The organism is Enterobacter cloacae complex sp. FDA-CDC-AR_0132 (assembly GCF_003010695.1).
GTDB classification, from domain to species: domain Bacteria; phylum Pseudomonadota; class Gammaproteobacteria; order Enterobacterales; family Enterobacteriaceae; genus Enterobacter; species Enterobacter ludwigii.
Window position 1 is genome coordinate 2,982,863 of the sequence record NZ_CP027618.1, and the last position, 12,411, is coordinate 2,995,273.

The 12,411-nt window shown below is 53.8% G+C and carries 10 protein-coding genes and 7 tRNA genes; 1 reads left to right on the forward strand and 16 read right to left on the reverse strand.

The window, feature by feature from the left end:
* Window positions 1–5 precede the first annotated feature (5 nt).
* The 4 genes from corC to miaB form a co-directional block, all read right to left on the reverse strand.
* On the reverse strand, window positions 6–884 hold the full coding sequence (gene corC, locus AM379_RS14320; RefSeq protein ID WP_106503837.1) for a CNNM family magnesium/cobalt transport protein CorC: 879 nt from the start codon (window positions 882–884) through the stop codon (window positions 6–8).
* Window positions 885–973: 89 nt separating this feature from the next.
* Window positions 974–1,441 (reverse strand): rRNA maturation RNase YbeY, encoded by a 468-nt coding sequence (gene ybeY / locus AM379_RS14325; RefSeq protein ID WP_032677687.1) that lies wholly within the window; start codon window positions 1,439–1,441, stop codon window positions 974–976.
* The gene (locus AM379_RS14330) at window positions 1,438–2,484 is read right to left on the reverse strand and encodes a PhoH family protein (RefSeq protein WP_020884987.1); all 1,047 of its coding nucleotides are present in this window, start codon (window positions 2,482–2,484) and stop codon (window positions 1,438–1,440) included. The genes ybeY and AM379_RS14330 overlap by 4 nt, the downstream gene beginning before the upstream one ends.
* 164 nt (window positions 2,485–2,648) lie before the next feature.
* The gene (gene miaB / locus AM379_RS14335; protein WP_020884986.1) at window positions 2,649–4,073 is read right to left on the reverse strand and encodes a tRNA (N6-isopentenyl adenosine(37)-C2)-methylthiotransferase MiaB; all 1,425 of its coding nucleotides are present in this window, start codon (window positions 4,071–4,073) and stop codon (window positions 2,649–2,651) included.
* 136 nt (window positions 4,074–4,209) lie between these two features.
* Between miaB and ubiF the strand changes: the two genes are divergently transcribed.
* Window positions 4,210–5,385, forward strand: coding sequence for a 3-demethoxyubiquinol 3-hydroxylase (gene ubiF / locus AM379_RS14340; RefSeq protein WP_032677688.1), 1,176 nt, complete (start codon window positions 4,210–4,212; stop codon window positions 5,383–5,385).
* Window positions 5,386–5,481: 96 nt separating this feature from the next.
* Here ubiF and AM379_RS14345 read toward each other — a convergent pair.
* The 12 genes from AM379_RS14345 to nagB all read right to left on the reverse strand — a co-directional run bounded on the left by AM379_RS14345 (window position 5,482) and on the right by nagB (window position 12,354).
* A tRNA-Gln gene (locus tag AM379_RS14345) sits at window positions 5,482–5,556 on the reverse strand.
* A gap of 37 nt (window positions 5,557–5,593) precedes the next feature.
* Window positions 5,594–5,668, reverse strand: a tRNA-Gln gene (locus AM379_RS14350).
* Between the two features lie 44 nt (window positions 5,669–5,712).
* Window positions 5,713–5,789 (reverse strand) — tRNA-Met (locus AM379_RS14355).
* Between the two features lie 17 nt (window positions 5,790–5,806).
* Window positions 5,807–5,881, reverse strand: a tRNA-Gln gene (locus AM379_RS14360).
* 32 nt (window positions 5,882–5,913) lie between these two features.
* A tRNA-Gln gene (locus AM379_RS14365) sits at window positions 5,914–5,988 on the reverse strand.
* Between the two features lie 23 nt (window positions 5,989–6,011).
* A tRNA-Leu gene (locus AM379_RS14370) sits at window positions 6,012–6,096 on the reverse strand.
* A gap of 8 nt (window positions 6,097–6,104) precedes the next feature.
* Window positions 6,105–6,181: transfer RNA gene (locus AM379_RS14375), tRNA-Met, on the reverse strand.
* Between the two features lie 227 nt (window positions 6,182–6,408).
* Entirely contained in the window at window positions 6,409–8,073 is a 1,665-nt protein-coding gene (asnB, locus tag AM379_RS14380) for an asparagine synthase B (protein WP_010428626.1), read from the reverse strand.
* Between the two features lie 249 nt (window positions 8,074–8,322).
* Window positions 8,323–9,075, reverse strand: a complete 753-nt coding sequence (gene nagD, locus AM379_RS14385; RefSeq protein WP_020884984.1) for a ribonucleotide monophosphatase NagD — start codon at window positions 9,073–9,075, stop codon at window positions 8,323–8,325.
* 45 nt (window positions 9,076–9,120) lie between these two features.
* A complete protein-coding gene (nagC, locus tag AM379_RS14390; RefSeq protein WP_032677689.1) occupies window positions 9,121–10,341 on the reverse strand; it encodes a DNA-binding transcriptional regulator NagC in 1,221 nt (406 codons plus the stop codon).
* Window positions 10,342–10,349: 8 nt separating this feature from the next.
* A complete protein-coding gene (gene nagA, locus AM379_RS14395; RefSeq protein WP_032677691.1) occupies window positions 10,350–11,498 on the reverse strand; it encodes an N-acetylglucosamine-6-phosphate deacetylase in 1,149 nt (382 codons plus the stop codon).
* Between the two features lie 55 nt (window positions 11,499–11,553).
* Entirely contained in the window at window positions 11,554–12,354 is an 801-nt protein-coding gene (gene nagB, locus AM379_RS14400; RefSeq protein ID WP_008501061.1) for a glucosamine-6-phosphate deaminase, read from the reverse strand.
* Window positions 12,355–12,411 lie beyond the last annotated feature (57 nt).

Sequence of the window (12,411 nt, forward strand, 5' to 3'; positions counted from 1 at the left end):
TTACATTAATCTTCCAGTTTTGGCACCGGTGAGTCGTCCGGCGTTCTGACATGAACCTGTATAATACGTCGGCTGTCGGCCATTGCCACTTTGAACTGGTAACCGTCGATGTCAACGGTCTCGCCGCGTGCCGGAAGGTGGCCAAAGGCCTGCATCACCAGCCCGCCAATAGTATCGACCTCTTCATCGCTGAAATGGGTACTAAAGGCGTCGTTAAAGTCCTCAATCGAGGCCAGCGCGCGAACGGTCCAGGTGTGACGGCTAAGCTGACGGAAGTCGATATCCTCTTCTTCGTCATACTCATCTTCGATTTCGCCCACGATCAGCTCAAGGATATCTTCGATCGTGACGAGACCGGAAACGCCACCAAATTCATCAATAACAATCGCCATGTGGTAGCGCTGAGAGCGAAACTCTTTCAGCATCCGATCCACACGTTTACTTTCCGGCACAACCACGGCCTGGCGTAACACTTTTTCCATGCAGAAGGCTTCGGCATCGCTGCGCATAAACGGCAGCAGATCTTTCGCCATCAAAATCCCTTCAATGTGATCTTTATCTTCGCTGATGACCGGGAAACGCGAGTGTGCGGATTCGATGATCACATCGAGGCACTCGTCCAGAGTCTGGTTACGTTTCAGGGTGATCATCTGCGAGCGGGGGATCATGATGTCGCGAACGCGCTGGTCGGCGATGTCCATTACCCCTTCGAGCATTTCGCGCGTATCTTCATCGATAAGGTCGTTTTGCCCGGAATCACGAATCAGCTCCAGCAGTTCGTCACGGTTTTTAGGTTCGCCGTGGAAAAGCTGGTTCAGAATGAGGGAGAAAAATCCCTTTTTGGTGTTTGTCGTGTCGCTACTGTGTGAATTGTCGTCGCTCATGGCGTTTGTTAAGGGTTCTCTTGTTAGTTCAACGTTTACCGCCGCGCTATTTTCCTACGCGGCGGCATGTTAGTCAGTCGGTCGACTGACTATTCTTTCTCGGCAATGTACGGATCCTCATAGCCCAGAGCAAGCATTATCTCTGTCTCGAGGGACTCCATCTCTTCCGCTTCGTCATCTTCAATATGGTCGTAGCCGAGCAGATGCAGGCTACCGTGTACCACCATATGCGCCCAGTGCGCTTCCAGCGGTTTTTGCTGCTCTTTAGCTTCCTGTTCCACGACCTGGCGGCAGATGATCAGATCGCCCAGCAGCGGCATCTCAATTCCCGGTGGGGCTTCGAAGGGGAAAGAGAGCACGTTGGTCGGCTTATCTTTCCCGCGGTAGGTCAGGTTAAGCTCATGGCTTTCGGCTTCATCCACCAGACGAATCGTGACTTCTGATTCTTCCTTAAACTGGGGGATAACCGCATCCAGCCATGTCTGAAACTGCGCCTCTTCTGGCAAGCCGGAATTATCGTCACATGCCAGTTGTAAATCGAGGATCACCTGACTCATTTTTGTTCTTGCTCCTGCGCTTCGCGCTTACGTTCTGCGGCCAGTTCGGCCTTACGCTTCTGATCTGCTTCTTCCCATGCTTCATAAGCGTTAACGATGCGCGCCACAACCGGGTGACGGACCACGTCTTCGCTGTGGAAGAAGTTAAAGCTGATTTCGTCGACGTCGGCCAGCACTTCAATGGCATGGCGCAGACCCGATTTGGTGCTGCGCGGCAGGTCAATCTGCGTGACGTCACCGGTAATGACCGCTTTTGAGTTAAAGCCGATACGTGTCAGGAACATTTTCATCTGTTCGATGGTGGTGTTCTGGCTTTCATCGAGAATAATGAATGCATCATTCAGCGTACGGCCGCGCATATAGGCGAGCGGGGCAACTTCAATCACGTTACGCTCAATCAGCTTCTCCACTTTCTCAAAGCCGAGCATCTCGAACAGCGCGTCGTATAACGGACGAAGGTAAGGGTCAACCTTCTGGCTCAGATCGCCTGGCAGGAAGCCCAGTTTTTCACCCGCTTCCACCGCCGGACGGGTCAGCAGGATGCGACGAATCTCCTGGCGTTCGAGTGCATCAACCGCCGCGGCAACGGCCAGATAGGTTTTACCCGTACCCGCCGGGCCCACACCGAAGGTGATGTCATGGTCGAGAATGTTGGCGATGTACTGCGCCTGGTTTGGCGTACGCGGCTTAATGACGCCACGTTTGGTCTTAATATTGATGGCCTTGCCATAGTCCGGCACGCTTTCTGCGCTTTGCTCAAGCACGCGCGCCTCTTTGATCGCGAGGTGGATCTGTTCTGGCTCGATATCCTGTATTTCACCGCGCATTGGGGCGGTATCCACATACAGGCTACGCAGAATATCCGCAGCGGCGTTGACGCAGAGAGGGCGTCCGGTGAGTTTGAAATGATTATCGCGACGATTGATTTCGATACCCAGACGTCGCTCCAGTTGTTTGATGTTGTCATCAAACGGCCCGCACAGGCTCAGCAGGCGAGCGTTGTCTGCTGGCTCAAGGCTAATTTCACGCGTATCTATGTTCAAACTGTTCCTCTTTGATTGATTAACTGACCCGGTGCCACCTGGCGTAATAAAACGGCCATTACCGAAATTATTCACGCCATAGAATAAAGGCGCAAGCGTTGCGGAAGATATTGGGGGCGATGAGAGGAAATACAAGGCCTGCCGAAACGGCAGGCCGGATGGCGTTATGGCTGGTAAATACCGACGCCAGCGTCGCTTTCTTTGCGGGTGCGGGACATGACGGATTCCGGCGACTGTGCGATGCGCAGACCCATTTCGTCTTCGGTACGGACCACTTTTGCGCGCAGGGAGTTGGTCAGCACGTCGACAATCTCCACGTCCACAAATTTACCGACCATGTCTGGCGTGCCTTCAAAGTTCACGACGCGGTTATTTTCGGTGCGTCCTGACAGCTCCATAATGCTCTTACGGGAGGTGCCTTCTACCAGAATACGCTGGACGGTGCCGACCATACGACGGCTCCAGGCGTTGGCCTGCTGGTTGATACGCTCCTGCAGAATATACAGACGCTGCTTTTTCTCTTCTTCCGGCACATCGTCGACCATATCGGCCGCAGGAGTACCTGGACGCGCTGAGAAGATAAAGCTGTAGCTGACGTCAAAATTCACTTCGCCAATGAGCTTCATCGTGCGCTCAAAGTCATCCGTGGTTTCGCCCGGGAAGCCAACGATAAAGTCGGAGCTAATCTGGATATCAGGGCGGGCTTCACGCAGCTTGCGGATGATGGATTTGTACTCCAGTACCGTATGTGGACGTCCCATCAGGTTCAGCACGCGGTCGGAACCACACTGAATCGGCAAATGCAGGAAGCTCACCAGCTCTGGCGTATCGCGATACACATCAATGATGTCATCGGTAAATTCCATTGGGTGGCTGGTGGTGAAGCGAAGGCGGTCGATGCCGTCGATCGCGGCCACCAGGCGCAGCAGTTCTGCAAAGCTGCCGGTGGTACCGTCGTAGTTCTCACCGCGCCAGGCGTTGACGTTCTGGCCCAGCAGATGAATTTCACGCACACCCTGTGCCGCCAGTTGCGCCACTTCAAACAGAATGTCGTCGGTCGGACGGCTCACTTCTTCGCCGCGGGTATACGGTACGACACAATAGGTGCAGTACTTGTTACAGCCTTCCATAATGGAGACGTAGGCTGTTGGACCATCCGCGCGTGGTTCTGGCAGACGGTCAAATTTTTCGATTTCCGGGAAGCTTACGTCAACCACCGGGCGGCGATTCTCGCGAACGGCGTTGATCATCTCCGGCAGGCGGTGCAGCGTCTGCGGGCCAAAAATAATATCAACATAGTGAGCACGCTGGCGGATCAGTTTGCCTTCCTGCGAGGCCACACACCCACCCACGCCAATGATCACATCGGGTCTTTTGCGTTTGATAAGCTTCCAGCGGCCCAGTTGATGGAACACCTTCTCCTGCGCCTTCTCACGGATCGAACAGGTATTGAGCAGCAACACGTCCGCTTCGTTCGCGTTGTCAGTCAGTTGATACCCGTGCGTGGCATCCAGCAGATCGGCCATCTTGGATGAATCGTATTCGTTCATCTGACAGCCCCAGGTTTTTATATGGAGTTTTTTTGTCATCGACTTGCTCATGCTCAGGAATGCAGGGCGCGTATTGTAATGCTTTGCTGCGGTTGTGACCAGTATGAAGGTTGTCAACCTCAAGACCGAAAAAATCCGGTAAACTTAAGGTATATACCATTAAGGATAATTGACCATGACTCTCCAACAAACCGAAATTGCCGTTGTCGGCGGCGGTATGGTCGGCGGCGCACTCGCGCTGGGGCTGGCGCAGCAGGGATTTGAGGTGACGGTTATCGAGCAGGCTGCCCCTGTTGCGTTTGACCCGACGGCAAAGCCGGATGTGCGAATTTCAGCTATCAGCGCCGCCTCTGTCGATCTGCTGCGCGGGCTGGGCGTCTGGGATGCCGTGCTCGGGATGCGCGCGCACCCTTACAGCCGTCTCGAAACCTGGGAGTGGGAGAATGCGCATGTCGCGTTTGATGCCGCTGAATTGAAGCTGCCCCGCCTGGGCTATATGGTGGAAAACACGGTCCTCCAGCTGGCGCTCTGGCAAGCCCTGGAGGCGCATCCGAAAGTGGCGCTGCGCGTCCCGGCGTCACTTAACGCACTGCATCCCCACGAAGGCGGGTATTTGCTTGAGCTGGATAAGGGTGATGAGCTGGCCACGAAGCTGGTTGTCGGAGCGGATGGTGCCAACTCACAGGTCAGGCAAATGGCGGGAATTGGTATTCATGCCTGGCAGTACCAGCAGGCGTGCATGCTGATCACCGTGCAGTGTGAGAATGACCCGGGTGAGAGCACCTGGCAGCACTTTACCCCGAATGGCCCGCATGCCTTTTTACCGTTGTTTGATCGCTGGGCGTCGCTGGTGTGGTATGACAAACCGGCGCGCGTTCGTCAGTTGCAGGGGCTGTCAATGGAGCAGCTGCAGCGAGAGATCCATCAGCACTTCCCACGCCGTCTGGGCAACGTCATGCCGGTTGCCGCCGGGGCGTTTCCGCTTACCCGTCGCCATGCATTGCAGTATGCCCGTGCAGGGCTGGCGCTGGTGGGGGATGCGGCACACACCATTCACCCGCTGGCGGGGCAGGGCGTGAACCTGGGATACCGTGACGTTGAGGCTCTACTGGATGTGCTGGGCAATGCGCGCGCTCATGCGGAGGCCTGGGCCAGCCATCCGGTACTGAAACGTTACCAGACGCGGCGTATGGCGGATAACTTTATCATGCAGTCGGGGATGGATCTGTTTTACGCCGGGTTCAGTAACGATCTTGGTCCGGTGCGCATTCTGCGTAACATTGGGTTGATGGCGGCGGAGCGTGCCGGTGGGCTGAAACGTCAGGCACTGAAGTACGCGTTAGGCCTTTAATCTGAGTGCCTTCTCCTGCGGGAGAGGGCTTTCGGATGCGGTACATAATCCAAAAAAAACAAAAAAGCCCGCAGAGCGGGCTTTTTTGTTACTAAGTGGCTGGGGTGCAGGGATTCGAACCCCGGAATGCTGGTATCAGAAACCAGAGCCTTACCGCTTGGCGACACCCCAATTGCGTTAAACAATGTGCTTAACGACTTTTTTAAATTGGCTGGGGTACGAGGATTCGAACCTCGGAATGCCGGAATCAGAATCCGGTGCCTTACCGCTTGGCGATACCCCAACAATTTTTTCTCGTCTACCGAATCATTCGACAGATGACTAATTTGGTGGCTACGACGGGATTCGAACCTGTGACCCCATCATTATGAGTGATGTGCTCTAACCAACTGAGCTACGTAGCCAGTACTGCAATCTTCGATGGCTGGGGTACCTGGATTCGAACCAGGGAATGCCGGTATCAAAAACCGGTGCCTTACCGCTTGGCGATACCCCAATACCGCGGAGAACCGCAAAATCGAAGAAATATGGCTGGGGTACCTGGATTCGAACCAGGGAATGCCGGTATCAAAAACCGGTGCCTTACCGCTTGGCGATACCCCATCCGTGCAACGCTTACCTGGGAATGGTGCGGGAGGCGAGACTTGAACTCGCACACCTTGCGGCGCCAGAACCTAAATCTGGTGCGTCTACCAATTTCGCCACTCCCGCAAAAAAGATGGTGGCTACGACGGGATTCGAACCTGTGACCCCATCATTATGAGTGATGTGCTCTAACCAACTGAGCTACGTAGCCATCTTTTTTTCGCGTTACCTTATCGGCGTTGCGGGGCGCATTATGCGTATAGACCCTTGCAGCGTCAACACCTTTTTCAACGAAAATAGCCGGAATGTGACTGTTTGGTTAGGTTGCGAACAGCGTGACCGAATATTCGGCAATTATTGTTTATTTATCGTTTTTGGGGAGTGAAAAAGGGGGCAAAAAAAATCAGGCCCCGCAGGGCCTGATTGGATGCTTTTCGATTACTTATAGGCAGACTGGTGTACGCCTACCGCACGTCCTGATGGGTCGTTCATTGACTTGAAAGATTCATCCCATTCAATGGCTTTAGCCGAAGAACAGGCAACGGACGGGCCGCCAGGAACACACTCCGCCGCACTCGGCACCGGGAACAACTCTTCAAAGATTTCACGGTACAGATACGCTTCTTTGGAGCCTGGCGTGTTGTACGGGAAGCGGAAGCTCGCGGTTTCCAGTTGCTGATCGGAAACCTGTTTTGCCGCTACCTCTTTCAGGGTGTCGATCCAGCTATACCCGACACCGTCAGAGAACTGCTCTTTCTGACGCCATGCCACGCTCGCCGGCAGGTAGGATTCGAAACATTCACGCAGGATATGTTTCTCCATTTTGCCGTTGCCGCACATTTTGTCCTGCGGGTTGATGCGCATTGCCACGTCGAGGAATTTCTTATCTAGGAAGGGAACACGGGCTTCCACACCCCAGGCAGACATCGCTTTGTTGGCGCGTGCGCAGTCAAACATATGCAGCGCCTGCAGTTTACGTACTGTCTCTTCGTGCAGCTCTTTTGCGTTCGGCGCTTTGTGGAAATAGAGGTAGCCGCCAAACACTTCGTCAGATCCTTCACCGGAGAGCACCATCTTAATGCCCATCGCTTTGATCTTACGCGACATCAGGTACATCGGTGTGGAAGCGCGAATGGTGGTCACATCGTAGGTTTCGATGTGGTAGATAACATCGCGGATCGCATCCAGCCCTTCCTGCACGGTGAAGTGGATCTCATGGTGCACGGTACCGAGATGGTTTGCCACTTCCTGCGCGGCTTTCAGATCCGGTGCGCCTTCCAGGCCCACAGCAAAGGAGTGCAGTTGCGGCCACCAGGCTTCTGAACGTTCCTGATCTTCAACACGACGCGCGGCGAATTTCTTGGTGATCGCGGAGATCACGGACGAGTCCAGCCCGCCGGAGAGCAGTACGCCGTAAGGCACATCTGACATCAGGTGGCTTTTAACAGAATCTTCCAGCGCCTGACGCAGTTCGGCTTTATCAGTCACGTTGTCTTTAACCGCATCATAGTCGAACCAGTCGCGCTGATAGTACTGACGGATCTCGCCGTCTTTACTCCACAGGTAACTTCCTGCCGGGAACTCTTTAATGGTGCGGCAAACCGGCACCAGGGCTTTCATTTCTGAGGCGACATAAAAGTTGCCGTGTTCATCGTGACCCATATACAGCGGGATAATACCAATATGGTCGCGGCCAATCAGATAGGCATCTTTTTCGCTGTCGTACAGGGCAAAGGCAAACATACCCTGCAGATCATCGAGGAATTCCGGGCCTTTCTCCTGATACAGCGCCAGGATAACTTCACAGTCAGAACCGGTCTGGAAGGCGTAACGGTCGCCGTACTCGGCGCGCAGCGCCTGATGGTTATAGATTTCACCGTTGACAGCCAGCGCGTGTGTTTTTTTCTCGTTATACAGCGGCTGCGCACCGGCGTTGACGTCAACAATGGACAGACGTTCGTGTGCCAGGATGGCTTTATCGCTGGCGTAAACGCCGGACCAGTCTGGGCCGCGATGGCGCATCAGGCGGGACAATTCGAGTGCCTTTTTACGCAGTTCGCCTGCGTCAGTTTTAATATCCAGTACGCCAAAAATTGAACACATAACCTTCTCCGTTAACCCTGTTGCTTTGTAATGTTGCTTGCTTATGAAAATGCCGCAAAGGGGGAGGGCGCGCAAGGGTTTTACGGGATAAAACGGAAATAGTGCAATGCTGATTGCCGAATAGTGAAAAACGAGTACGTCATAAACGCTTTTATTGATGATTATGCAATAAAACGGCTGTTTTGTTAGATGTGGGGTTATTTATCGGGCGTGAAAATAAAAAACCACGCGCTGAGGCGTGGTTTGGGATCAGATAATATCAATTTCTTCGACGGAGGGATAAATCCAGCTCGGTCGGAAGGGCATGGCGTCAATATCGTCGAGCGTGGAGACACCGGAAAGCACCAGAATGGTTTCCAGGCCCGCCTGGAATCCGGCCAGGATATCGGTGCGCAGGTTGTCGCCGACAATCACCGTTTCTTCAGAGTGGGCCTGCATCTTGTTCAGCGCAGCACGGATGATCCACGGGCTGGGCTTGCCCACGTAGAATGGTTTCCGGCCAGAGATCTTTTCGATACCGGCACACAGCGCGCCGCAGGCAGGGTAAAAACCACGGCCGTGGGTATCCGGGTTGGTGGCAATAAAACGCGCACCGTTGGCAACAAAGTAGGAGGCTTTGTGCATCATCTCCCAGTTATAGGAGCGCGTTTCGCCAACGATCACAAAGTCCGGGTTCACATCTGTGATGGTAAACCCTGCCTTATATAACTCGTGGATCAGCGCCCCTTCACCCACCACGTAGGCCTTTTTTCCTTCCTGGCGCTTGAGGAAATCAGCGGTGGCCATGGCAGAAGTATAAAACACGCTGTCCGGCACGTTGACGCCTGCTGTGGCAAAGCGGTTTGCCAGGTCCTGACCGGTCTGAGAAGGGTAGTTCGTGAGAAGAACCAGAGGCATTCCTTTGTCGATGATGCGGTGAAGAAATTCCGCAGCACCTGGTACAGCAACGTTGTCGTGCATCAGCACGCCGTCGATATCACAAATTACATTCTTAATGGTCATGGACATTCCGACATCAAAAAAAGAAGGCGTTACTATAAGACCCGATCAACTTTCCAGCAAATGTTGCAACAGAATACCGTTGAGCATGGCGCGTTTAACCAGCGCAAATGCGCCTATCGCTGAGCGATGGTCAAGCTTAGAACGAACGACGGGAAGGTTCTGGCGGAAGGCTTTCAGCGCCTGAGTGTTAATGCAGCCTTCAATGGCGGGCAGCAGGATCTTCTCAGCCTCCACAATCTCACCGGCGATCACCACTTTTTGCGGGTTAAACAGGTTGATGGCGATGGCGATGGTTTTACCCAGATGGCGCCCCACCTGCTCAATAACTTCGCAGGCCAGCGCGTCGCCTTTGTTGGCGGCTTTGCAGATTGTCCCTATCTTGCAATCGTCCAGCGTGACGCGGCTCTGGTAACCCTGTTCAAGCAGATGGCGCACCCGCTGTTCAATCGCCGTGTTGGCGGCAATTGTCTCCAGACAGCCAAAGTTTCCGCAGTGGCAGCGTTCGCCAAGCGGCTCTACCTGAATATGACCAATCTCACCGACGTTACCGTTGCGGCCAATAAAAATGCGCCCGTTAGAGATGATGCCTGCCCCTGTACCGCGGTGTACGCGCACCAGAATCGAATCTTCACAATCCTGGCTCGCACCAAAGTAGTGCTCTGCCAGGGCCAGAGAGCGGATGTCGTGCCCCACGAAACAGGTCACTTTAAAGCGTTTTTCCAGCGCATCTACCAACCCCCAGTTCTCAACCTTTATATGGGGCATATAACGGATCACGCCGCTTTCGGGGTCTACCAGGCCTGGCAGGATCACCGAGATCGCAATCAGTTCACGGATTTTGCGCTGACAGCTCTCGATAAAGTGTTCAATGGTATTCAGCAGCGCGTGTTCCAGCGTCTCCTGAGTGCGCTCCGGAAGCGGGTAGTGTTCTTCCGCGATGGCTTTGCTGCTCAGATCATAGAGCGTAAGGGTGGTGTCATGACGACCAAGACGGACGCCGATCGCCTGAAAATTGCGGGTTTCGGTAATAATGGAGATGGCGCGGCGGCCTCCGGTGGAGGCCTGCTGATCGACTTCTTTGATCAGTCCGCGCTCAATGAGCTGACGGGTAATTTTTGTCACGCTGGCGGGAGCAAGCTGGCTTTGTTCGGCTATCTGAATGCGCGAGATTGGCCCGTGTTGGTCAATCAGACGATAAACCGCCGCGCTGTTAAGTTGTTTAACGAGATCGACATTACCGATTTGAGCTTGTCCGCCTGGTGTCATACTTTTACTTACTCAGTGACGACCTCGTTACCATTAACGATGGTCTTGATAATTTTATAATCGTGTGTGAATGCCGTCAGGTTTGCAACCATACCTGGTGCAATTCCGCCAAGCTGTTTATCTACGCCCATCGCGCGCGCAGGATAAAGGGTCGCCATACGCAGGACTTCATCAAGCGCAATCCCGCAATGTTCAACCAGGTTACGCACCCCTTCAATCATCGTCAGGGAGGAACCACTCAGCGTACCGTTTTCATCAACACACAGTCCATTGCGGTAGTATATTGTTTTACCGGCAAAAATGAACTGCTCAATATTTGCCCCTGCCGGTGCGGTGGCATCGGTTACCAGACAGAGTTTGTCACCTTTCAGGCGCTTGGCGTTGCGAATGTTGGTGTAATCAACGTGCAAGCCGTCAGCAATAATGCCGCAGTAAACGTCCTGCTCATCGAGAATCGCCCCGACCAGCCCAGGTTCACGACCGGTGATATACGGCATCGCGTTGTACAGGTGCGTCGCAAAGGTAATGCCGGCGCGGAAACCTGCTTTCGCTTCTTTTTGCGTTGCGTTTGAATGGCCCGCTGAAACGACAATCCCGGCGGCGGCCAGTTTGCTGATAACGTCAGGTCCCGCGATTTCAGGAGCCAGCGTCACTTTGGTGATCACATCGGCGTTGGCACACAGGTAGTCGACCAGCTCAGCGTCAGGTTTTCGCACGTAATCCGGGTTATGCGTCCCTTTTTTCACGATGTTCAGCCACGGTCCTTCAAGATGCAGACCCAGCGCCTGATTAGGGTGTTTTGCCAGGTAGTCGCGCATCACGCGGATACCCTGTTTCATGAGATCATCACTGCTGGTGATGAGGGTTGGCAGATAGCTGGTGCAGCCCGATTTCTCGTTGGCTTTCTGCATGATTTCCAGCGTGTCGACCGTCACCGCGTCCGCGGTATCATTAAATTGCACACCACCGCAGCCGTTCAGCTGTACGTCGATGAAACCGGGGGAGATTACTGCTCCATTGAGTGAGCGCTGTTCAATCCCCGGCGGCAGCTCTGCCAGTGGGCAAACACGTTCAATCAGGCCATTGGCGATAACAATCGCATGGTCATCCAGAATATCATGGCCGGTATAAATCCGACCGTGGGTTAAAGCGTACATAACGACCCCCGGTTAAAAAAAGCGGCCGCCTCTTGATGAAGAGGCGGTTATTCAATTACAGACCTTTGATGTTCTCAGCTTCTAACTCGTTGAAGTATTTCAGCGTTTTCACTTTCAGCTCCATCGTGGACGGTTCGTCGCACACGATGACTGATTTTGGATGCAGCTGCAGGCAGCTGATGGTCCACATGTGGTTAACGTTGCCTTCAACGGCAGCCTGGAGCGCCTGCGCTTTCACGCCGCCCAGAACCAGAATCATCACTTCTTCGGCATCCAGCAGGGTGCCTACGCCTACGGTCAGGGCGTATTTTGGAACCTGGTTAACATCACCGTCAAAGAAGCGGGAGTTTGCCACGCGCGTGTCATGGGTCAGGGTTTTAATACGCGTACGGGAAGCCAGAGAAGAGGCCGGTTCGTTGAACGCGATATGACCATCGTTGCCCACGCCACCCATGAACAGGTGGATTTTACCGTAGGAACGGATTTTTTCTTCATACTGACGGCATTCTGCGTCAATATCAGGCGCGTTTCCATTCAGCAGGTTAATGTTTTCAGCCGGAATATCAACGTGATCAAAGAAATTACGGTGCATAAAGCTATGGTAGCTTTCCGGATGATCCTTGGGTAAGCCGACATACTCATCCATGTTGAAGGTCACAACATGTTTGAAGCTAACCTGGCCTGCTTTATGCATCTCAACCAGGGCTTTATACGCGGTCAGCGGCGTGCCGCCGGTAGGAAGGCCGAGAACGAAAGGACGATCGGCGGTGGGTTTGAACGCGTTAATACGGTTAACGATATGACGGGCGGCCCATTTACCGACTTGTTCAGCAGTTGCCAGGGGAATCAGTCTCATTGTTCACCTCAAGAGTTAAAGTAGAAGAGTGGGCGGATGGCTATCGGAACCTGAACT

Coding starts and splice junctions, on each gene's coding strand:
- nagA (WP_032677691.1), bottom strand. CDS start 11,498: ATGTACGCTTTAACCCACGGTCGGATTTATACCGGCCATGATATTCTG.
- asnB (WP_010428626.1), bottom strand. CDS start 8,073: ATGTGTTCAATTTTTGGCGTACTGGATATTAAAACTGACGCAGGCGAA.
- nagC (WP_032677689.1), bottom strand. CDS start 10,341: ATGACACCAGGCGGACAAGCTCAAATCGGTAATGTCGATCTCGTTAAA.
- nagB (WP_008501061.1), bottom strand. CDS start 12,354: ATGAGACTGATTCCCCTGGCAACTGCTGAACAAGTCGGTAAATGGGCC.
- nagD (WP_020884984.1), bottom strand. CDS start 9,075: ATGACCATTAAGAATGTAATTTGTGATATCGACGGCGTGCTGATGCAC.
- miaB (WP_020884986.1), bottom strand. CDS start 4,073: ATGACAAAAAAACTCCATATAAAAACCTGGGGCTGTCAGATGAACGAA.
- corC (WP_106503837.1), bottom strand. CDS start 884: ATGAGCGACGACAATTCACACAGTAGCGACACGACAAACACCAAAAAG.
- ybeY (WP_032677687.1), bottom strand. CDS start 1,441: ATGAGTCAGGTGATCCTCGATTTACAACTGGCATGTGACGATAATTCC.
- ubiF (WP_032677688.1), top strand. CDS start 4,210: ATGACTCTCCAACAAACCGAAATTGCCGTTGTCGGCGGCGGTATGGTC.